Genomic DNA, 21668 nt, shown 5'->3' on the forward strand with positions numbered 1-21668 from the left:
TTCTTCAGTTATTAAGGTATTTACGGGACTACCGATGCTATTCAACCAAGCCTCACGCCTGGCCAAGATCACCAGCCCCCTCGGGCCGGATGTGCTGCTGCTCAACGAAATGGGCGGCGGTGAAGAGCTGGGCCGGCTGTTCAACTATGAGCTGCAACTGACGTCCCTGGACGCCAACATCGACCTCAACCAGTTGCTGGGCAAACCGATGAGCGTGGGCCTGCAACTGGCCGACGGTGGCGAACGGTACTTTCATGGCATCGTCGCGCGCTGCAGCCAGAACATCGACCAGGGCCAGTTCGCCAGTTATCAGGCCACCCTGCGCCCCTGGTTGTGGTTGCTCAGCCGTACCTCCGATTGCCGTATCTTCCAGAACCTGAGCATCCCGCAGATTATCAAGCAGGTGTTCCGCGACCTGGGTTTTTCCGACTTCGAAGACGCCCTCAGCCGGCCATATCGCGAGTGGGAATACTGCGTGCAGTACCGCGAGACCAGCTTCGATTTCGTCAGCCGGTTGATGGAACAGGAAGGCATCTACTACTTCTTCCGCCATGAACAGGATCGCCATGTGCTGGTGCTGGCCGACGCCTATGGCGCTCACACCAACGTGCCTGGCTATGCGTCGATCCCCTACTACCCCAAGGACGAGCAGCAGCGCGAACGCGACCATATGCACAACTGGCACCTGGCGCAGGAGGTGCAGCCAGGCTCACTGGAGCTGAACGACTACGACTTCCAGCGCCCCAGCGCGAGCATCGACGTGCGCTCGGCCATGCCGCGCCCGCACACCGCCGGCGATTACCCGCTGTACGACTACCCCGGCACCTACGTGCAAAGCGCCGACGGCGAACACTATGCGCGCACCCGCATCGAAGCCCTGCAAACCCTGCATGAACAGATCGAGTTCAGCGGCAACGCGCGCGGCCTGGGCTCGGGCCATCTGTTCAGCCTCACCGGCTTCAGCCGCCAGGACCAGAACCGCGAATACCTGATCGTCGGTTGCCGTTACTTCATCGTGCAGGAAAGCCTGGAAAGCGGTGGCGGCTCAGGCTCGGCGCAGTTCGAAAGCAGCCTGACCTGCATCGACGCCCAACAGAGTTTCCGCCCGCTGGCCAACACGCACCGCCCCATCGTCAAAGGCCCGCAGACCGCGTTGGTGGTAGGCCCCAAGGGCGAGGAAATCTGGACCGACCAGTACGGCCGCGTGAAGGTGCACTTCTACTGGGACCGCCACGACCAATCCAACGAGAACAGCTCGTGCTGGATTCGTGTGTCGCAATCCTGGGCCGGCAAGAACTGGGGTTCGATGCAGATTCCACGCATCGGCCAGGAAGTGATTGTCAGCTTCCTTGAAGGCGACCCGGACCGACCGATCATCACCGGCCGCGTCTACAACGCCGAGCAGACGGTGCCTTACGACCTACCGGAAAACGCCACCCAGAGCGGCATGAAAAGTCGCTCCAGCAAAGGCGGCACACCGGCCAACTTCAATGAAATCCGCATGGAAGACAAGAAGGGGCTGGAGCAGTTGTACATCCATGCTGAGCGTAACCAGGACATCGTCGTGGAGGTGGATGAAAGCCACTCGGTGGGGCATGACCGCAATAAAAGCATTGGCCATAACGAGACGGTGACCATCGGCAGCAACCGTCTGCGGGTTGTGCGCAATAACGACACGGTGATCGTGGGCGCAGCCAAGTCCGACAGCGCCGCCACGAGTTACACCATCGAGGCCGGCGAGAGTATTCGCCTGGTGTGCGGCGACAGCGTGATTGAGCTCAAGGCTGGCGGCGACATCAACCTGACCTGTGGCTCGTTCAACCTGTTTTCCACCGGCAGCAGCAAGATCCAGACAAAGGGAAAATTGGACATCAACCTGGGCAGTGAAAAGGGCACATCGCCCGGTGCCCAAGGCGTGCAAAGCACGATCAAGTCCGCCGTCGAATCAAAATTTCCCGGTAAGCCCGGTGCTGGTCAATAACGAGATTTCGCCACCATGAACTACCTGATCAACGAAGCCCAATTCACCCTACCCGATGCCGAGGTACAGGACACCTCGATCAATATCCTCAAGTTCGCCAAGCTGGGCACCACCCTGGTGGTGAGCCGCAGCCCCTTGGCCGATGGCGAGAGCCTGCAAAGCAATTTCGAAGGCCAGCTGAAAAAACTCGAACAGCAGGTCCAGGACCTTCGCTATTCCCCGGCGCAAGCGGTCAAGGTCGGCCCGGCGCAGGACATCGACGCGTTTGAAGTGCAGAACCACTTCAGCAAAGGCAGCGACAACATTTACCAATATCAGCTGGCCATGCAGATACCGGGCACGCGTCGCTTGGTCGCCCTCAGTTACGTCAAGGCCCAGCCCCTGGGCCCGGCCGAGGCGGCGCACTGGGCAACGCTGAAAAGCACACTCAACTTTCTCGCCACGCCTTGAGTCGAGCTTGAGCAATGAGTGAGGATCTTTGGGCCGCCCGCGAAGGCGACGCACTGCTGCACACCTCGGTCATGGCCGACATTCTCGGTGGTGTACTGGAAGTGGCCGCCTACGCGGCGATCACTACCGTGGGCTGCCTGGCCGTAGCCGGGGCGGTTTTCCTCGCGACCGGTGCGACCATCGCCACCGGCGGTGTGGCCCTGGTGTTGGTGGTGGGCGCGGTCGTCGGCATTACCGCGGGCCTCACGGGGGCGGACCTGAAGATATCCAGTTGGTGCGAGTCCGCCGCCAACTGGGTGTTCCCGCCGGTGATCGATGCCTTCATCACCAGCGGTTCGCACAACGTGTTCATCAATGGCAAAAAGGCCGCCCGCGCCGCAGGCAAGATGACGGCTGTACCGGTCGCGCCCAGCGAGCCGGCAGCGCCGAGCTTCCTGGATATGGCCGGGGAGTTTTTCTCGCAGATGTGGCGCCCGACCGTCGCCTCGCCCGCCCCCGGCACCGAGCCGTGCCCGCTGGACACCGTGGCGTGCAACAAGCATCCGCCCATGCCCCTGCAGTTTATTGCCGAAGGTTCCAGCTCGGTGTTCATCAACGGGCAGCCTGCGGCACGCAGCGGTGATCGCAGTACCTGTGACGCCAAGATTGGGACGGCTGAGGGCCTGATTTCGCCGGATGTGCGCATTGGTGGTGAGACCATTGTGGTGCAGGAGATTCGTAGCGGGAAAACGCCGGGGGTGGGGCTGGCGATTACTGCCTTGTTGATGCTACGCGGCAATGTGAAGTGCTTTTGGAGCAAACTGCCCTGCCTGTTCGGCAGTGTGGTGGTAGGGGCTGGAGTCTCCTATGGCACCAGCAAAATAACCTCTGCGCTCAAGAGCGCCATGAACGGCTCCCCCAACCCCGTGCACAGTGCGACCGGCGCTAAGATTCTAGGTGATGAGGATGAACTGGATTTCGTGCTTCCTGGGCTGTTTCCCATCGATTGGCAGCGTTTCTACAGCAGCCTCGACGCACGGACCGACGGTCTCTTTGGGGCGGGCTGGAGCGTTGCCTATGAGGTATCGGTCGAGATCGATAAAGACGAAAACTTGTTTTATATCGATGAACAGGGAAGGCGCTTGGAGATCGGTTACATCCCTGCGTCCGGCGGAGCATTCGACCCAGTCGAAGGTCTTGCGGTCAGGCGCAGTGGTGACGCAGCGGTCTTGATCGAGAGTACCGACGGCCTGTATCGGCTGTTCGAACTCGACCCGCAGAACCACTCTCGAATGCGTCTGCAACTGCTAGGTGATCGCAATGAAGGGCGGATCTTCCTTGATTACGATGCCCAAGGACGGCTGTGCCGCCTGCGCGACACCCATGACTTGATGCACGTCGACCTAAGCTACACCGCAGAGCATCCTGGGCGTGTAAGCCATATCGAACGCCGTTACCTGCGCCAAGACCATTTCGATGGGCGCTGCGACGTGCTCGTCAGCTATCGCTATGACAGCAACGGCGATCTTGCCGAAGTCTTGGACGCCCAGGGCACGACCCTTCGCAGCTTTGCCTACGACAGCGGCAGGCGCATGACCGTGCACCGATTGCCGAGTGGCATGCGCTGCTTCTACCAATGGGCTCAAGTACCTGGACCAGACGGCCAGGAATGGCGCGTCAGTCGGCACTGGACAGATGCGGGCGATGAATACAGCTTCGAATACGACCTCGATGCCGGCATTACCCGTGTGACCGACGGGCTGATGCGGATCAGCACACGGCATTGGAACCCGCAGTACCAGATCACTCGCTACATCGATAACCTCGGCCATACGTGGCAGTTTGAGTGGAGCGAAGATCGCCAACTGCTCGGTGCGATTGACCCGCAAAACGGCCAGTGGCGTTTCAACTATGACGCGTGCGGCAACCTGAGCGCTGTCATCGATCCACTGTCCAGAACCAGCAGCACGCAGTGGCTGGCGCATTGGGCATTGCCCGAGGTGGAAACCGATACTGCGGGCCACAGCTGGCATTATCGCTACGACCAGCGTGGTAACTGCATCGAGGAAATCAACCCCCTGGGCAACCGTACGCGCTATGTCTATGACGGTTTCGGCCAGCCGGTACGCATCATCGATGCGACCGAAAAAACCAGAACATTGCATTGGAACGAATGGAGCCAACTGGTCGAAGAAGTGGACTGCTCGGGTTATCCCACTCGCTATCAGTACGACGCCTTCGGCAATTTGGTGGTGCAGACCAATGCCGAGGGTGAATCGGTGCGCTATCGGTACGGTCCTCAGGGGCTACTACTGGAATGCCAGCTTCCAGATGGCCGCGTCGAACTGTTCCAGCGCAGCGCAAATGGTTATCTGACTGCCCACGTTGACCCTGCCGGCAGCACCACACGCTATGACTATGACGTTCGTGGCTTGGTCAAACAACGCCGGGATGCGCATAACCGTTCGGTGATGTTCGATCATGATGCCTACGGACGACTCCGCAAGCTGACCAACGAGAATGGCGAGAGCTATCGCTTTGAGTGGGACGCAGCCGACCGCATGGTGCAGCAGCAGGATCTGGATCAAAGCCGACGCTGCTACACCTACGATTCACTGGACGATATTGTTGCCGTGGACTATCTACCGGGAACAGAGGGCGAGCCGGTAGCGCCGTTGTCGCACCAGTTTCAGCGCGATCCTGTTGGCCGCCTGGTCAGTAAAACCACCGCGGACGGCACCACGGTCTATGAACACGACCTGAACGACCAGTTGGTCGGTGTCACCTTCACCGCCCTTGATGGCCGCCAGCAGCTACTCGGTTTCAGCTATGACGCGCTGGGGCAACTGCTTGAGGAGCAAAGCTCGGCAGGGTCTGTGCAGCATCGTTACGACGAGCTGGGAAACCTGGTTCAAACCGGCTTGCCCGACGGTCGATGGTTGAACAGGCTGTACTACGGTAGCGGCCACCTGCATCAGTTGAACATCGATGGAAAAGTCATCAGCGACTTTGAGCGTGATCGCTTGCATCGCGAAGTACAGCGTACCCAGGGCCAACTCAAAACGAGTACCGCATACGACCGAAGTGGCAGGGTTCGCTCACGACAGCGTCGCAGCATTGACCAGCCTTGGCAGTTGCCTCCCCTGGTCGAGACGGACTATAGCTTCGACCCCAGTGACAACCTGATCGGGCGACGTCGTATAAACCACCAACATGATCATCAAGAACATCTGGGTTACGACAGCACCGACCGAATCCTTTTAAGCCACCAAGTTGGCCGGACCGAAACATACGCCTATGACGCTGCGGCCAATCTGCTGGACCGCCCAAATCAAGGTGGTCTCATACGACATAATCGCCTGCTCGTCTATCAAGACATACGGTATGCCTATGATGCTTTAGGAAGAATGATCGAAAAACGCAGCTCTGCTCGTGGCTTGCAGCGCTTTGCCTACGATGCGGAAAGCCGGCTGGTTGAAGTGCGAAATGAGAGCGGCCACGTGGTCAGGATGACCTATGACCCCCTAGGGCGGCGGATCGAAAAAACCGAGCATGATTACAATGGTCGCCCGTTGGGCCAGACGAGTTTCACCTGGGATGGTTTACGTCTGTTGCAGGAGTTCAAACACAGCCAGACCAGTCTGTATCTATACGATGGTGAAAGCTACGTGCCCCTGGCCAGGATTGACGGCATCGGCCCACTGCAAAAAACCCGCTACTACCACAATGATCTTAACGGACTGCCGGAGCGACTGACCGAGGCCGATGGGCAAATTACCTGGCGTGCGACTTATCAGGTGTGGGGCAATACCTTGGAAGAGGTGCGGGAGCCACATTACATTGAAGAGCAAAATCTACGATTCCAAGGGCAGTATCTGGATCGGGAGACGGGGCTGCATTTTAATACATTCCGGTTTTATGATCCCGACGTGGGGCGTTTTACAACGCCGGACCCTGTCGGGCTAGCAGGAGGTTTTAACCTTTATCAGTATTCTCCTAACCCCTCGGGATGGATCGATCCGTTGGGATGGGCACCTTGCGGCTCAACCACTGCTAAGCTTCAAGCGCATGCCAATGCAGCGAAGAAGGCTGTCTACAGTAACCCCCAAAGGTCATTGACCCCGAGGCAAAGAGCAGCGGTGAAACGAGCCTATGATAGAGGCGATCTCGGACAAGCACGTTCTCGCTATCGCAGGTATGTAGGGCAGAGAATTGATGCAAACTTCAAAACCAGAGTAAAAAATGATCCATCATTGGGACACCTGGAGGTATCGAAATCAGGGCAGCGTCTTCCCGATGTGTATGAAACTAAAACTAAAACCTGGTGGGACCTCACGACTAAGGCTGATTGGAAAAGAGGCACGCATCAGCGGCGTTATGGGGACTGGGGCAATGGTTATGAAGGAATATTATGGTGAATGACAAAATGCCATCATTCGTACTGTCAGGCATACAGCAAGACGGGCTTGTGTTACCTAAAAAAACGCGTTTTGAAAAAGAACGTGTTATCGATTGTAAATTAAAAGATGCGAAGCTCTCCGATCCGATTTTCGATCAGTGTATATTGGAAAGCTGCAGCTTTGAGAAAAGTGATTTTTCCGGTTCAAGATTTTTCAATAAGACCTTATTAGCCCATTGTCACTTCAAGACGGTTGACTTTCAGGCTTCAGGCTTCAGCAACAGCAAATTCGAGAACTGCACTTTCATAAAGTGCAACTTTCGAGAAGCGTCTTTGAAAGATTGCGAATTCAGCAACTGCATATTTACCCAGTGCAAGATCATTGACAACTCGTTCAATGCCAGCAAAATAAAAAACCTCAAGTTTTCGGGAAAATTACAAGAGGTAAGTTTCATATCCGAACCGCCCAACACCCCCCTTCTTGTTGATTTTGAATTGTGCAAACTGGATTGGGTAACGTTTACAGACTGTGATCTTGAGCAGATCATTCCTCCTGCAGATCCCCAGCACATTTTTTTCAAAGACGTGTCTGTTCGCGCCCGCAAAGCGCTCGCATTGATTATCTCTGAGCCAGAAAACCCGATCAATAAGTTATTGAAACGCCGTCTGCAAAAGCTCACAACGCAACGAGGCGCACTCTTCAATATCAAGAATCTTGAAGAGTACGAAGGGCCGGAATTCACCAAACAATTTATCGAGTTTCTTCAGGGCACTTAAAAACAGAGGGGCAATCCTGAATTAAAAGTTCTGATGATCGGAGCCAAAATTAATGACAGGACGCTAAAAATGGGCAGATCACTCAGATCAAAGTCGACACAAAAGTCAGATAAACCTGTCACCTTCATTGGTGCTCTTGCCCATAAAAAGAGACAACGTTATTTAAGCCAATAACGCTCGTCGCATTGCCTGCCCACTTGTTAAATAAACACTATATCTCCCTTACACGCCTGGTGTTTTCTGCGATCTCTGATTCTGAACAATCTTCAATAAATTGATCATTTCATTTATGTGTTCCTGACGTTTTTCAATATTGTCCATACGAGATTCTTCAGTCGGCGCCACTGATGATTCGGCCGCTTCGTACGGTTCGTAAAGAAGTTTGAAACGTTTAGCGAGCTCCGGCATTTGCTCTTCGATTGCATCCATCGACGCCTCAAGGTTCTTCAGGCGCCCATCTGTGTCCTTAGGCGCTTGATCGCTCGGCTGCACCGCATTTGCTTCTGCTCCTAAGTTGAGAAAAATAAACAGGTTGGCCGTTGCCTCATTTTTTATTTCAGCACCGGTGAGGCGAGCCTCCATTTTTTGCTCTTTCGTCGCGGCAGGGTCTACGGTTCCAATCGTGCCATCTGCATTCTGTACTGGCGCTCCTGGCATCTGACTTTGCGCTGTAAATTTATTCTGGAAGTAGTTAGACGTGAATTGCTGGCCGACAGTGAAGGGGCTGCTGATTATGTTGTTTGCACTGGCCGTTATAAAAGCATTACGCACACTGGCCGCTACTGATGGAGGGGCCGGCGGCAAGTTCTGTGGCTGACTCACAATGTTTTGCGCGGTGCTCACTACACCACTCGGAGTGTTCGGCACAGCCGTTGGTTTTGTTGGAGTAGGTGTGATTGGCTTAGGCTTCACAGTTGGCTTAGGCGTTACCGTTGGCTTAGGCTTCACAGTTGGCTTAGGTGTGGACACGGCAGGGGAAGATCCACCATTAGTTCCGCCAGTTCTAGGTTTGCCTGGAGTGTGAGGTTTGCCTGGAGCGCCAGGTTTGAATTTAAGATCTTCGGGGGCAGGAAGGTCTAATTGATCGGGTCCCAAATTATTAGCAATCGCAGCACCCATTTGCCTTTTTTTAGCAGCGATCTCCTCCGGGGTCGCTGCTATGCATTTAAATACCTGCTCGTCCGCGCCACTCGAAACGCCCTCAACGTTAGCGGTGGCTGCTCCGGCAGCACCCGACGCCGACGGAGCCTTCGCTTCTACTTTTTTCTCGTGGGGTAATTGGACAGGTGGAACAAAAGGCAGATCAAGAACTTTCATATATACACCTCTAAATGAGTTTAGAGAGCGCTCCCTGCAGTCTCGCGCTATATGTGTCCTGTCGTTTGGATGTAGTTCCACACTGAGTCAATATAGAAACTCTATAACATCGATTCGATCAATGGCTACTGTACTCACTTATATCTACGCAAGAGGCAACGTCTGTTGTGGTGGCAAAAATGCTTCTCTCGCACAATAAAAATGGGCACCCGACCCAGTCGGCGTGCCCATTTTCTTTACCGCCCCGCCTCCCTTCGAGACGGTACCGCTTAACTTACGGGTTGACGCTGTCTTTGAGCGACTTGCCTGGCTTGAAAGCGACGGTGTTGCTGGCCTTGATCTTCACTGGCTCACCGGTTTGCGGGTTTTTGCCGGTGCGGGCGCCGCGGTGGCGTTGCAGGAAGGTGCCGAAGCCGACCAGGGTGACGCTGTCCTTGCGGTGCAGGGCGCCGGTGATTTCTTCAAGGACGGCGTTGAGGACGCGGTTGGCCTGTTCTTTGGTGAGATCGGCTTTTTCAGCGATGGCGGCTGCGAGATCTGGTTTACGCATATGTGAAGCCTCTTTGACGGTTTTTTGTTGTTATGTCCGTGCTGCTCTCTGGTGGAGCAGCGCCAAGGCGCCGCAGGCTCTACTCTGCGGCAGACGGGAGTGAGGATGGCATGCCCTCGGGCGCCGCGCCAGTCTCGCGGCGGCCTTTCTCCGGGTATGAACGTGATGTTTGCGACAGAACGGCTGGTATTTACGCCAGTAACGGCGGAAGTTCTTTGTTCAGCGCCAGTTTTTCCATGACGGCGCTGCCTGTCAGTGCGTAACCCAGCAAGCGGCCGCTGGCATCGCGGCACAGGGCCTTGATGTCGGCACCCTGCCCTTCGACGCTCCACACACCTTCGGTGCCCCGTGGCGCAGGAGACACCACCAGCGGGCACACCGGGGTTTTCACCGTGATCGGCATAGGCCCATAGCTCACCGCCGTGGCATTGCCGGCCAAGGTTTGCGCCAGGGCGCGGGCGCAGCTCATCAATGGCATCACGTACAACAGGTTCAGACCATCAACCTCTGCGCAGTCGCCCAAGGCGTAGATGTTGGCGTGGGAGGTCTTGAGGTGGCGGTCCACCATGATGCCGCGGTTGATTTGCAGGCCGGCGGCTGCGGCCAAGTCCACGCGAGGGCGCAGGCCAATGGCGGACACCACCAGGTCACAGTGGATCACTTCGCCGTCCGACAGGTGCGCTTCAAGGCCATCAGCCGTGCGTTGCAGGCGATTGAGCACCGGGCCCAGGTGGAAACGCGCGCCGATGCCTTCCAGCCCGGCTTGCACCGCTGCGGCTGCCGCCGGGTGCAGCAGGGTCGGCATGACTTGCTCACACGGCGCGACCAAGTCGATTTCATAGCCGCCCAGGATCAGATCATTGGCAAACTCACAACCGATCAGGCCGGCGCCGAGCAGCAGTACGCGTCGTTTACCGGCAGCGGCGGCACGAAAGCGCGCGTAGTCTTCCAGGTCGTTGATCGGGAAAATCAACTCAGCCGCATCGCCTTCGACCGGTACGCGCACGGTTTCTGCGCCCCAGGCCAGGACCAGGTCGCGGTAGGTCACTGCTTCCTCGCCGATCCACAGACGCTTGTGGCCTGGGTCGATGCCGCTGATGCGTGTATGGGTGCGCACTTGGGCCTTGAGTTGCTCGGCCATCGCGCCAGGCTCGGCCATGCTCAGGCCATCGGCTTCCTTGTTCTTGCCAAAGCCGGTGGAGAGCATGGGCTTGGAGTAGGAGCGTCCGTCATCGGCAGTGATCAGCAGCAATGGGGTCTCGCTGTCGAGCTTGCGAAACTCCCGGGCGACGTTGTAACCGGCCAATCCTGTGCCGATGATCACGACAGGTGCGTTCATTCCCTTCTCCTTGTAGTACGTTTCTTAATTCGTTGATTAGCCGATTTCGATCATTTCGAAATCCATTTTGCCCACACCGCAGTCCGGGCACAGCCAGTCTTCCGGGACGTCCTGCCACAGAGTGCCTGGTGCAATACCGTCATCCGGCCAGCCGTCCGCTTCGTTGTAAATAAGGCCACAGACGATACATTGCCACTTCTTCATTACGTGCTTCCTCAGGTTCAGGCGTGTTGGCCGGCGGTCGATGGATCCAGCGTTGCCGCGCGGCTCAGGGCGTTTTGTACTGATCGGGGCCTGCAGATGCAAGCATGTTCGACGCAAACGACGGGTTTGGCACGGCAAAAGCCCAGGGTGCCATGGTAAGCTCGCGGCCTCTTTTGCTGCCAATACTGACTCACCGTGCCGCACTCAATCGCCCTTCCCGATGCTTGCCAATGGCTGACCCAGAGCCTTCTGAGCCCCTTGCCCACGCCCTTGACCCTCAATTGGCTGTTTGACGAAGGCTCGCTGACGCGACGGCTGACGTGGCTTTCCAACGAGGGTTTCAGCGTGACGCCGCTGTTCGAAGGCTGGCAACCGTTGCGCGACGACGAATGTGCCGCCCTGGACCTGCCGCCGGCCAGTATCGGTTGGGTACGCGAGGTGTATTTGCGCGGGCACGGCCAGCCTTGGGTGTTCGCCCGCAGCGTGGCGGCCCGCAGTGCCTTGCAGGGCGACGGGCTGCACATGGACGAGCTGGGCAGCCGTTCGCTGGGCGAGTTGCTGTTCTGCGACCGCGCCTTTACCCGCCAGGCTATTGAAGTGTGTCACTACCCTCGTGCCTGGCTGCCAACAGCGGACCAGGCCGATAACCTGTGGGCGCGCCGCTCGCGCTTCGACCGCGGGGCGCTGAGCGTGCTGGTGGCGGAAGTCTTTCTGCCGAGTTTCTGGCACGCGTTGCACGATCATCCGGAGAACTGCTGATGTACCAACGTCTGCTCAAGTCCTTGAACCGCCTGAACCCCAGGGCCTGGGATTTCATTCAGTTGACGCGCATGGACAAGCCCATCGGCATCTACCTGCTGCTGTGGCCGACACTGTGGGCGCTGTGGATCGCCGGCAAGGGTTCGCCGTCGCTGACCAATATCGTGATTTTCGTGCTGGGCGTGGTGCTCACCCGGGCCGGCGGCTGCGTGATCAATGACTGGGCCGACCGCAAGGTCGATGGCCATGTGAAACGCACCGAGCAACGCCCGCTGGTGAGCGGCAAGATCAGTTCGAAAGAAGCCCTGGTGTTTTTTGCCGTGCTGATGGGCATCAGTTTCCTGCTGGTGCTGCTGACCAACGCCAGCACCATCCTGCTCTCCCTGGGCGGCCTGGCTCTGGCGGCAAGTTACCCATTCATGAAGCGCTACACCTATTACCCCCAAGTAGTGCTGGGCGCGGCGTTTTCCTGGGGCATGCCGATGGCGTTTACCGCCGAGACCGGCCATTTGCCTGCCACGGCGTGGCTGCTGTACATCGCCAACCTGTTGTGGACGGTGGGCTACGACACCTATTACGCCATGACCGACCGCGATGACGACTTGAAGATCGGGGTGAAATCCACCGCCATTCTATTTGGCGATGCCGACCGCGTGATCATCCTCACGTTGCAAGGCCTGGCGCTGGCGTGTCTGTTGCTGGCCGGCGCGCGGTTCGAGCTGGGCGGGTGGTTCCACCTGGGGCTGCTGGCGGCAGCGGGCTGTTTTGCCTGGGAGTTCTGGTACACACGGGACAGGGACCGCATGAAGTGCTTCAAGGCGTTCTTGCATAACCACTGGGCCGGGTTAGCGATTTTTATCGGGATTGTGGTGGATTACGCGGTTCGCTGAGGATTCTGTGGTGACTGTTGGGACGCCATCGCAGGCAAGCCAGCTCCCACATTTTGACTGTATTCGCAGATCAAAAAATTGGGAGAGGCTTGCCCCCCGATGGATTCAGCAGCGCCGCAGACTTAAGGCTTGATGATGTGCCAGACGCTACCCTTCCCATCACCGGTCTTGTCACCGGCTTTCTTGTCGTCCTTGTAGGTATAGACAGGCTTGCCTTTGTAGGCCCACTGGCTGGTCTGGTCGTCGCGGGTGATCACCGTCCAATCGCCGGTCTTGGTGTCGGTGGATTCTGCTTTCAGCGGTGGCCAGTTGGTCGCGCACTGGTCCTTGCACACTGATTTGCCATCAGCGTCCTTGTCGAAGGTGTAGAGCGTCATCCCCTTGTGATCCACCAACATCCCGTCTTTGGTCATCGCCGGCTCTGCCGCAAACGCCAGGCCTGGCAGCGTCAACACCGCAGATACCAGCAGGGCTTTCCAGGAAACAGTGCTGTAAGTCATCGGAACCTTCCTTTTGTGGTTGTCAGGATTCGGACCCAAAGGGTAGTCCAGAGTGCCGTTAATTGCCCAAGCGACTAAATTACTGTCACACGACTGCAATAATTCCGTTATCTAATGCGGCGCAAGACAGTTAAATGACAAGAGGATTGAGCATGGTTGGCAGGAGCATTCTGATCGTTGACGACGAAGCGCCCATTCGCGAAATGATCGCCGTCGCGTTGGAAATGGCCGGCTATGACTGCCTGGAGGCGGAGAACTCCCAGCAGGCCCACGCCATTATCGTCGACCGCAAGCCGGACCTGATTCTGCTCGACTGGATGCTGCCCGGCACCTCGGGCATCGAGTTGGCCCGCCGTCTCAAGCGTGACGAGCTGACCGGGGATATCCCGATCATCATGCTCACCGCCAAGGGCGAAGAGGACAACAAGATCCAGGGCCTGGAAGTCGGCGCCGATGACTACATCACCAAGCCGTTTTCCCCACGGGAACTGGTGGCACGCCTCAAAGCCGTGCTGCGCCGTGCCGGCCCGACCGATGGCGAAGCGCCTATCGAAGTCGACGGCTTGATCCTGGACCCGATCAGCCACCGCGTGACCATCGACGGCAAGCCTGCGGAAATGGGGCCGACCGAATACCGCCTGCTGCAATTCTTCATGACCCACCAGGAGCGCGCCTACACCCGTGGCCAACTGCTCGACCAGGTGTGGGGCGGCAACGTCTATGTGGAAGAGCGCACGGTGGATGTGCATATCCGCCGCCTGCGCAAAGCCTTGGGCGATGCGTACGAGAATCTGGTACAAACCGTGCGCGGCACCGGCTATCGGTTTTCTACCAAAGGCTGAGCCAGCCGTTTCGTGAATCAATAGCCTGACTTAAACAGCTGACAAGGACGCATGTTCAAGTGAATCAAAACTGGCATGGCACCCTGATCCGCCACATGCTCTTGCTGGTCACCGGCTGCCTGTTGGTGGGGCTGGTCAGCGGCTACTACGGCTGGAGCCTGGCCGCGGGCATTGCCTTGTACCTGGGCTGGACCCTCAAGCAGTTGCTGCGCTTGCATGAATGGCTGCGCCAGCACAAACCCGATGAAGCACCGCCCGATGGCTACGGCCTGTGGGGCGAGGTGTTCGACAGCATCTACCACCTGCAACGCCGCGACCAACGGGTACGCGGGCGGCTGCAAGCGGTGATCGACCGGGTGCAGGAGTCCACCGCCGCGCTCAAGGACGCGGTGATCATGCTCGACAGCGACGGCAACCTGGAATGGTGGAACCGTGCCGCGGAGACACTACTGGGCCTCAAGACGCCCCAGGACAGCGGCCAGCCGGTGACCAACCTGGTGCGCCACCCGCGCTTCAAGGAATACTTCGAGCAAGACAACTACGAAGAAGCCCTGGAAATTCCCTCGCCTACCAACGACCGCGTTCGCATCCAGTTGTACCTGACGCGCTACGGCAACAACGAACACTTGATGCTGGTGCGTGATGTGACCCGTATCCATCAGTTGGAACAGATGCGTAAAGACTTCGTCGCCAACGTCTCCCACGAGCTTCGCACACCGCTGACGGTGATCTGCGGCTACCTGGAGACGCTGCTGGACAATGTCGACGAGATCAACCCGCGCTGGAGCCGCGCCCTGCAACAGATGCAGCAGCAAGGCTCACGCATGCAGACCCTGCTCAACGACCTGCTGTTGCTGGCCAAGCTTGAAGCCACGGACTACCCCTCGGACAACCACCCCGTGGCTGTGCAGAGCCTGTTGCAGACGATCAAGAACGATGCCCAGGCGCTCTCAGGCGAACGCGGGCAGCAGATCACGCTGGAGGCCGACCCAACCGTATTGCTCAAGGGCAGTGAAGGCGAACTACGCAGCGCCTTCTCCAACCTGGTGTTCAACGCGGTGAAGTACACCCAGGACAAGGGCAATATCCGCATTCGCTGGTGGGCCGATGAGCATGGCGCACACCTGAGTGTGCAGGACTCGGGTATCGGTATCGACGCCAAGCACCTGCCGCGCCTGACCGAGCGCTTCTACCGTGTCGATTCCAGCCGTAACTCCAATACCGGCGGCACCGGGCTGGGCCTGGCCATCGTCAAACATGTGCTGTTGCGCCATCGGGCCCGCTTGGAAATCAGCAGCGTGCTGGGGCATGGCAGTACCTTTACCTGTCACTTTCCGCCGGCGCAGGTAAACCGTTCGCGAGCGGTCGAGGCCGATGATTAAGTGGAAGTGAGCACGGCCCACTGTGGGAGCTGGCTTGCCTGCGATGGCGGCGGGTCAGCCAAATTATCGGTAGCAGGCAGGCCGCCATCGCAGGCAAGCCAGCTCCCACACGGGCTCTGCGACACGACTTTGCAGCCCCGCCCGGCAGCGGGCACTAGGCAAGCGCCCCGTCAGCCGCTACATTGGCCGACTTGTGCCTGCCTTTCAGGCCCACCTGTCACCCCTTATTGAACACACGGAACCTGCAAAACCCCATCATGGACCCTTCCCCTGGCATTACCCTGGCTACACTCTTCGCCGATTTCGGCATGATTCTTTTTGCACTGATCCTGGTACTGCTCAACGGCTTCTTCGTTGCGGCGGAATTTGCCATGGTCAAACTGCGCGCCACCCGCGTCGAGGCCATCGCCCATAAGAACGGCTGGCGCGGGCAGATCCTGCGTACCGTGCACAGCCAGCTCGACGCCTACCTGTCGGCCTGCCAGCTGGGTATCACCCTGGCGTCCCTGGGCCTGGGCTGGGTCGGTGAACCGGCCTTTGCGCACATCCTCGAGCCGATGCTGGGCGCGGTCGGCGTGCAGTCGCCGGAAGTGATCAAGGGCGTGTCGTTCTTTGCCGCCTTCTTCGTGATTTCCTACCTGCACATCGTGGTCGGCGAACTGGCCCCCAAGTCCTGGGCGATCCGCAAACCCGAGCTGCTGTCGCTGTGGACGGCCGTGCCGCTGTACCTGTTCTACTGGGCGATGTACCCGGCCATCTACCTGCTCAACGCCAGTGCCAACGCCATTTTGCGCATCGCTGGCCAAGGCGAGCCTGGCCCGCACCATGAGCACCATTACAGCCGCGAAGAACTCAAGCTGATCCTGCACTCCAGCCGTGGCCAGGACCCCAGCGACCAAGGCATGCGCGTACTGGCCTCCGCCGTGGAAATGGGCGAGCTGGAAGTGGTGGACTGGGCCAACTCCCGGGAAGACCTGGTGACCCTGGATTTCAACGCCCCGCTCAAGGAAATCCTCGCGCTGTTCCGTCGTCACAAATTCAGCCGTTACCCGGTGTATGACGCGGTGCGCAACGAGTTTGTCGGCTTGTTGCACATCAAGGATTTGCTGCTGGAGCTGGCGGCCCTGGACCATATCCCCGAATCGTTCAACCTGGCCGAATTGACCCGCCCGCTGGAACGCGTATCGCGGCATATGCCGTTGTCGCAACTGCTGGAGCAGTTCCGCAAAGGCGGCGCGCACTTCGCCCTGGTGGAAGAAGCCGACGGCAAGATCATCGGCTACCTGACCATGGAAGACGTACTGGAAGTGCTGGTGGGCGATATCCAGGACGAACACCGCAAGGCCGAGCGCGGCATCCTCGCCTACCAGCCCGGCAAACTGCTGGTGCGTGGCGACACGCCGTTGTTCAAGGTGGAGCGCCTGTTGGGCGTCGACCTGGACCACATCGAAGCCGAAACCCTGGCCGGCCTGATCTACGACACGCTCAAGCGCGTGCCGGAAGAAGAGGAAGTGCTGGAAGTGGAAGGCTTGCGGATCATCATCAAGAAGATGAAAGGGCCGAAGATCGTACTGGCCAAGGTGCTGCTGCTGGACTGACTGCAGGCGCAGTGCTGTGTGTGGGAGCGGGCTTGCCCGCGATAGCGGTGGGTCAGCCAGCGCATCGTTGACTGATAGATTGCTATCGCGGGCAAGCCCGCTCCCACATGGACCAAGCGTCGCCTTGAAGGGTCACGCACCCGGCACGAAATGCTTCTGCGCCGTGCCACGGGCGATCAGGCGGGAAATGTAATCCAGCTTCTGCGCATCCTGGTCGATAAAGCGGAAGGTCAGTTGCAACCAGTCGCTGTCGGGCTTGGGCTCGTAGGCGACGATGGCGTGCAGGTAGCCGTTGAGCCGTGCGACTTCGGCGTTGTCGCCCTGCTCAAGGTCGAGCACGGCGCTTTCCAGTACCTGAGGCAGGACCTCGCCACGCTTTACCACCAGCAACGCCTCCTTGATGCTCAGGGCCTTGATCACGCATTGCTGAGTGCCGCTTGCGAGGCGCAACTGGCCCTGACCGCGACTGCCAGCCGGCGCCGCTGCCGCGGGGGCCTTGACGGGCGGGGTGTTGAGCAGGCCTTTGCTGGGCGCCGCCACCGGGGCCGGCTTGACCGCTTCGGGTTTGCCGCCGGTCAGGGCGCTCAGGGAGTCGTTGCCGAAGGCTGAGTTCATCTTGGTCGGCGCGCTGGCAATCAGTGCATCGAGGCGACCGATCTTGTGCAGGGCCTGCTTGACCTTGTTGAGCAACTGCTCGTTGGTGAACGGCTTGCTGACGTAGCCGGAAACGCCTGCCTGGATGGCCTGCACCACGTTTTCCTTGTCGCCACGACTAGTCACCATCACGAACGGCATGGCCTTCAGGTGGGCTTGCTCGCGGCACCAGGTCAACAGCTCAAGGCCGGACATTTCCGGCATTTCCCAGTCACACAGCACCAGGTCGAAGGTTTCGCGCATCAGGATGGATTGCGCCTTTTTGCCGTTCACCGCATCTTCGATCTTGATCCCAGGGAAGTAATTGCGCAGGCACTTCTTCACCAGGTCGCGAATAAACGAGGCGTCATCCACCACCAACACACTGACTTTACTCATCGACCCTTCATCCTATAAAAACGTCTGCAAAACGCCTGACTGATGGCATTTTGCCAAAACTCGCGGGTCACAGAAGGACTTTATGGCGCCTGCTGTGCAAAAAATTCAGATGCCACAAACGAAAACGCCCGGCCAGAGGCCGGGCGTTAATTTCTCGGGCAACCTTACTTATCGTCAGATTCGCCCGAAACATTAGGGATTAGATCAGCAGTGCCTTCAACTTCGGCTTTCATGCGCTTGAGGCCCATGTGCCGCACGTCGGTGCCGCGCACCAGATAAATCACCAGTTCCGAGATATTGCGCGCATGGTCGCCGATACGCTCCAGGGAACGCAGCACCCAAATGATGTTCAAGACTCGCGAGATCGAGCGCGGGTCTTCCATCATGTAAGTGGCCAACTCGCGCAGCGCAGTCTTGTATTCGCGGTCGATGATTTTGTCGTACTGGGCCACAGACAACGCCAGTTCGGCGTCAAAGCGAGCGAAGGCGTCGAGGGCATCACGCACCATGTTGCGCACCTGATCGCCGATATGGCGCACTTCCACGTAGCCACGAGGGGCTTCACCCTCCTCGCACAGCTGGATGGCGCGGCGGGCAATCTTGGTGGCTTCGTCACCGATGCGCTCCAGGTCGATCACCGACTTGGAAATGCTGATGATCAAACGCAGGTCCGAGGCCGCCGGCTGGCGACGGGCGAGAATGCGCAGGCACTCTTCGTCGATATTGCGTTCCATCTGGTTGATCTGCTCATCAATCTCACGCACCTGCTGGGCCAGGCCCGAGTCGGCCTCGATCAGCGCGGTGACCGCATCGTTGACTTGCTTCTCCACCAGCCCGCCCATCGCCAGGAGGTGGCTGCGCACTTCCTCAAGCTCGGCATTGAACTGCGCGGAGATGTGGTGGGTAAGGCCTTCTTTGCTAATCATGTTGGCGTCCTTGGAGCGTCCGGTAAGGTGCGGAGAACCGCAGCGTCAGTGCAATCAGAACCACAGCTTCCTAGCCGTAGCGACCGGTGATGTAGTCTTCGGTCTGCTTCTTCGCCGGATTGGTGAACAGGGTGTCGGTATCACCGAACTCCACCAGCTTGCCCATGTACATGAACGCGGTGTAGTCGGAAACCCGCGCCGCCTGTTGCATGTTGTGGGTGACGATGACGATGGTGAACTTGGACTTGAGCTCGTAGATCAGCTCTTCGACTTTCAGGGTGGAGATCGGGTCGAGGGCCGAGCACGGTTCGTCGAGCAGCAACACTTCCGGCTCTACGGCGATGGTACGGGCGATCACCAGACGCTGCTGCTGGCCGCCGGACAAGCCGAGTGCCGATTCGTGCAGGCGGTCCTTGACCTCGTCCCACAATGCCGCGCCCTTGAGCGCCCATTCAACCGCTTCGTCGAGGATGCGTTTCTTGTTGATGCCCTGGATACGCAGGCCGTAGACCACGTTTTCGTAGATGGTCTTGGGGAACGGGTTGGGCTTCTGGAACACCATGCCCACGCGGCGACGCAGCTCGGCCACGTCTTCGCCCTTGCGGTAGATATTGGTGCCGTAGAGGTTGATCGCACCTTCTACACGGCAACCGTCCACCAGGTCATTCATGCGGTTGAAGGTTCGCAGCAGCGTGGACTTGCCGCAGCCCGACGGGCCGATGAAGGCGGTCACGCGTTGCTTGGGGATGTTCATGCTGACGTCGAACAACGCCTGCTTGTCGCCGTAGTACAGGCTCAGGCCAGGGACTTCGATGGCCACGGTTTCCTGGGCCAGGCTCAGGCTCTGCTTGTCGCGACCCAGGGCAGACATGTTGATGCCGTGGGATTGGGTTTCGTGTTGCATGGGATGCTCCCTGTGCTACCAATTCATTTCGTTGAACCGCCGGGGCGGCTTACTCAAATTCTGTGCCTGTGGGAGCGGGCTTGCCTGCGATGGCATCACTGCGGTCTTACTGATACACCGCGTCGTCTGCATCGCAGGCAAGCCAGCTCCCACATTGGATCGCATTAACTGTCCAACGCCTTGTACTTCTCGCGCAGGTGGTTACGAATCCACACCGCCGACAGGTTGAGCGTGGCGATCACCAGTACCAGCAGCAAGGCAGTGGCGTACACCAAAGGCCGTGCGGCTTCGACGTTGGGGCTCTGGAAGCCGACGTCATAGATATGGAAGCCCAGGTGCATGATCTTCTGGTCCAGGTGCAGGTACGGATAGTTACCGTCCAGCGGCAGCGACGGCGCCAGCTTCACTACACCCACCAACATCAGTGGTGCCACCTCACCGGCGGCACGCGCCACGGCGAGGATCATGCCGGTCATCATTGCCGGGCTGGCCATCGGCAGCACGATCTTCCACAGCGTTTCCGCCTTGGTCGCGCCGAGTGCCAGGGAGCCTTCACGCACAGTGCGGGGAATGCGCGCCAAGCCTTCTTCGGTGGCCACGATCACCACCGGCACCGCCAGCAGGGCCAGGGTCAGCGAGGCCCAGAGCAGCCCCGGCGTACCGAAGGTCGGCGCCGGCAGGGCTTCAGCGAAGAACAGACGGTCGACCGAGCCCCCCAATACATACACGAAGAAGCCCAGGCCGAAAACGCCGTAGACGATAGCCGGTACACCGGCCAGGTTGTTCACGGCGATGCGGATGATGCGGGTCAAGGTGTTCTGCTTGGCGTATTCACGCAGGTACACCGCGGCCAGTACGCCAAACGGGGTCACGATCATTGCCATGATCAGGGTCATCATCACGGTGCCGAAGATGGCCGGGAAGATCCCGCCTTCGGTGTTGGCTTCCCGTGGGTCATCACTGAGGAATTCCCAGACCTTGCTGAAGTAGAAGCCGATTTTGGTCATGGTGCCCATGGCGTTCGGCTGGTAGGCGTGCACCACTTTGCCGATACCGATTTCCACTTCCTTACCGTTGCCGTCACGTGCGGTGAGGGCGTCGCGGTTGAACTGTGCGTGCAGGTCGGCCAGGCGCGCTTCGATGTCTTGGTAGCGGGCGTTCAGCTCAGCGCGGTCGGCGTCCATGTCGGCCTGGGCGGCTGCGTCGAGCTTGCCTTCCAGTTCCAGTTTGCGACCGTGCAGGCGGATGCGCTCCAGCCCGGCGTTGATCGCGCCGATATCGGATTTTTCCAAGGTCTTGAGCTGAGCGGCGAGCTTGTTCACACGCTCGACACGCGCCTGCAGTTCCGGCCACGCAGCTTCGCCTTCAGCGATAACCTTGCCATCCTGCTTGACGTTGACCAGGGTGCCGTAGAAGTTGCCCCACTCACGACGCTCGATGGCCATCAGGTTCGCAGGCTTGGTCTGGTCCTTCAGCCACTCGCCGACGATCCAGGTGAAATCGTTGCCGTTCAGGTCGCGGTTGCCGACCTTGATCAGCTCACGGGTCATGAATTCCGGGCCTTGGTCCGGCACCGGCAGGCCCGCGCTTTTCAGGCGCTCACGCGGCACTTCTTCTTTCTGCACCACTTCGCCGATCACGATGTGGTTGGCCTGGCCTGGCACGTTGTAGTTGGCCTGGATCAGGTCGGCCGGCCAGAAATGGCCCAGGCCCCGCACCGCAATCACAGCCAGCAAACCAATGGTCATGATGACCGCGATGGACACCGCGCCACCGCTGATCCAGACGCCGGGGGCGCCGCTCTTGAACCATCCATTCAGGGAGTTCTGTTTCACAGAC

18 protein-coding genes are annotated in these 21668 nt (G+C 58.7%); 9 read left to right on the forward strand and 9 right to left on the reverse strand.

What is annotated here, in order from left to right; all coding sequences use genetic code 11:
- The first annotated feature begins 34 nt into the window (after nucleotides 1-34).
- Genes QK296_RS01455 through QK296_RS01470 form a run of 4 tightly spaced genes read left to right on the forward strand, consistent with a single transcriptional unit; the run spans nucleotide 35 to nucleotide 7586 of the window.
- Nucleotides 35-1981 (forward strand): type VI secretion system Vgr family protein, encoded by a 1947-nt coding sequence (locus tag QK296_RS01455; protein WP_282390523.1) that lies wholly within the window; start codon nucleotides 35-37, stop codon nucleotides 1979-1981.
- A gap of 15 nt (nucleotides 1982-1996) precedes the next feature.
- Nucleotides 1997-2431 (forward strand): DcrB-related protein, encoded by a 435-nt coding sequence (locus tag QK296_RS01460; protein ID WP_282390524.1) that lies wholly within the window; start codon nucleotides 1997-1999, stop codon nucleotides 2429-2431.
- 14 nt (nucleotides 2432-2445) lie between these two features.
- Nucleotides 2446-6828, forward strand: a complete 4383-nt coding sequence (locus QK296_RS01465; protein WP_282390525.1) for an RHS repeat-associated core domain-containing protein — start codon at nucleotides 2446-2448, stop codon at nucleotides 6826-6828.
- On the forward strand, nucleotides 6825-7586 hold the full coding sequence (locus QK296_RS01470; protein ID WP_169855613.1) for a pentapeptide repeat-containing protein: 762 nt from the start codon (nucleotides 6825-6827) through the stop codon (nucleotides 7584-7586). Before QK296_RS01465 ends, QK296_RS01470 begins: the two co-directional genes overlap by 4 nt.
- A 222-nt stretch (nucleotides 7587-7808) precedes the next feature.
- Here the strand turns inward: QK296_RS01470 and QK296_RS01475 are convergent, their stop codons facing one another.
- From QK296_RS01475 to QK296_RS01490, 4 genes are all read right to left on the reverse strand, one after another.
- A complete protein-coding gene (locus tag QK296_RS01475; RefSeq protein ID WP_014720506.1) occupies nucleotides 7809-8903 on the reverse strand; it encodes a type III secretion effector protein in 1095 nt (364 codons plus the stop codon).
- A 274-nt stretch (nucleotides 8904-9177) separates the two neighbouring features.
- Nucleotides 9178-9453: an HU family DNA-binding protein gene (locus QK296_RS01480; RefSeq protein ID WP_003195589.1), complete on the reverse strand. Its 276-nt coding sequence runs from the start codon at nucleotides 9451-9453 to the stop codon at nucleotides 9178-9180.
- A gap of 190 nt (nucleotides 9454-9643) precedes the next feature.
- Entirely contained in the window at nucleotides 9644-10792 is a 1149-nt protein-coding gene (locus QK296_RS01485) for an FAD-dependent oxidoreductase (RefSeq protein WP_003195591.1), read from the reverse strand.
- Nucleotides 10793-10828: 36 nt separating this feature from the next.
- Entirely contained in the window at nucleotides 10829-10996 is a 168-nt protein-coding gene (locus QK296_RS01490) for a rubredoxin (RefSeq protein ID WP_002555879.1), read from the reverse strand.
- 195 nt (nucleotides 10997-11191) lie between these two features.
- Here QK296_RS01490 and QK296_RS01495 point away from each other — a divergent pair, with 195 nt between their 5' ends.
- Nucleotides 11192-11755 carry a chorismate lyase gene (locus QK296_RS01495; RefSeq protein WP_003195610.1) on the forward strand — a complete coding sequence of 188 codons (564 nt, stop codon included), beginning with the start codon at nucleotides 11192-11194 and terminating at the stop codon, nucleotides 11753-11755.
- Nucleotides 11755-12645, forward strand: a complete 891-nt coding sequence (ubiA, locus tag QK296_RS01500; RefSeq protein WP_094774010.1) for a 4-hydroxybenzoate octaprenyltransferase — start codon at nucleotides 11755-11757, stop codon at nucleotides 12643-12645. Before QK296_RS01495 ends, ubiA begins: the two co-directional genes overlap by 1 nt.
- Nucleotides 12646-12767: 122 nt before the next feature.
- Here ubiA and QK296_RS01505 read toward each other — a convergent pair whose 3' ends face one another.
- The gene (locus QK296_RS01505) at nucleotides 12768-13145 is read right to left on the reverse strand and encodes a hypothetical protein (protein ID WP_003195615.1); all 378 of its coding nucleotides are present in this window, start codon (nucleotides 13143-13145) and stop codon (nucleotides 12768-12770) included.
- A 152-nt stretch (nucleotides 13146-13297) separates the two neighbouring features.
- Here QK296_RS01505 and phoB point away from each other — a divergent pair, with 152 nt between their 5' ends.
- The 3 genes from phoB to QK296_RS01520 all read left to right on the forward strand — a co-directional run bounded on the left by phoB (nucleotide 13298) and on the right by QK296_RS01520 (nucleotide 16967).
- Nucleotides 13298-13987, forward strand: coding sequence for a phosphate regulon transcriptional regulator PhoB (gene phoB / locus QK296_RS01510; protein ID WP_003195617.1), 690 nt, complete (start codon nucleotides 13298-13300; stop codon nucleotides 13985-13987).
- Nucleotides 13988-14082: 95 nt separating this feature from the next.
- Nucleotides 14083-15369, forward strand: a complete 1287-nt coding sequence (phoR, locus tag QK296_RS01515) for a phosphate regulon sensor histidine kinase PhoR (RefSeq protein WP_186354319.1) — start codon at nucleotides 14083-14085, stop codon at nucleotides 15367-15369.
- Nucleotides 15370-15626: 257 nt separating this feature from the next.
- Nucleotides 15627-16967, forward strand: coding sequence for a hemolysin family protein (locus QK296_RS01520; RefSeq protein ID WP_003195620.1), 1341 nt, complete (start codon nucleotides 15627-15629; stop codon nucleotides 16965-16967).
- A 132-nt stretch (nucleotides 16968-17099) separates the two neighbouring features.
- On the opposite strand, the gene QK296_RS01525 is transcribed toward QK296_RS01520, so the two are convergent.
- From QK296_RS01525 to pstA, 4 genes are all read right to left on the reverse strand, one after another.
- Entirely contained in the window at nucleotides 17100-17999 is a 900-nt protein-coding gene (locus tag QK296_RS01525) for a response regulator (protein ID WP_003195622.1), read from the reverse strand.
- A gap of 164 nt (nucleotides 18000-18163) precedes the next feature.
- Entirely contained in the window at nucleotides 18164-18925 is a 762-nt protein-coding gene (gene phoU, locus QK296_RS01530) for a phosphate signaling complex protein PhoU (protein ID WP_003195624.1), read from the reverse strand.
- A 70-nt stretch (nucleotides 18926-18995) separates the two neighbouring features.
- Nucleotides 18996-19829, reverse strand: coding sequence for a phosphate ABC transporter ATP-binding protein PstB (gene pstB, locus QK296_RS01535; RefSeq protein WP_003195626.1), 834 nt, complete (start codon nucleotides 19827-19829; stop codon nucleotides 18996-18998).
- Nucleotides 19830-19993: 164 nt separating this feature from the next.
- Nucleotides 19994-21664 (reverse strand): phosphate ABC transporter permease PstA, encoded by a 1671-nt coding sequence (pstA, locus tag QK296_RS01540; RefSeq protein WP_003195629.1) that lies wholly within the window; start codon nucleotides 21662-21664, stop codon nucleotides 19994-19996.
- Between the last annotated feature and the right edge of the window lie 4 nt (nucleotides 21665-21668).

This window comes from Pseudomonas sp. AL10, from assembly GCF_029960685.1.
In the GTDB taxonomy this organism is placed as follows: Bacteria; Pseudomonadota; Gammaproteobacteria; order Pseudomonadales; family Pseudomonadaceae; genus Aquipseudomonas; species Aquipseudomonas lactis.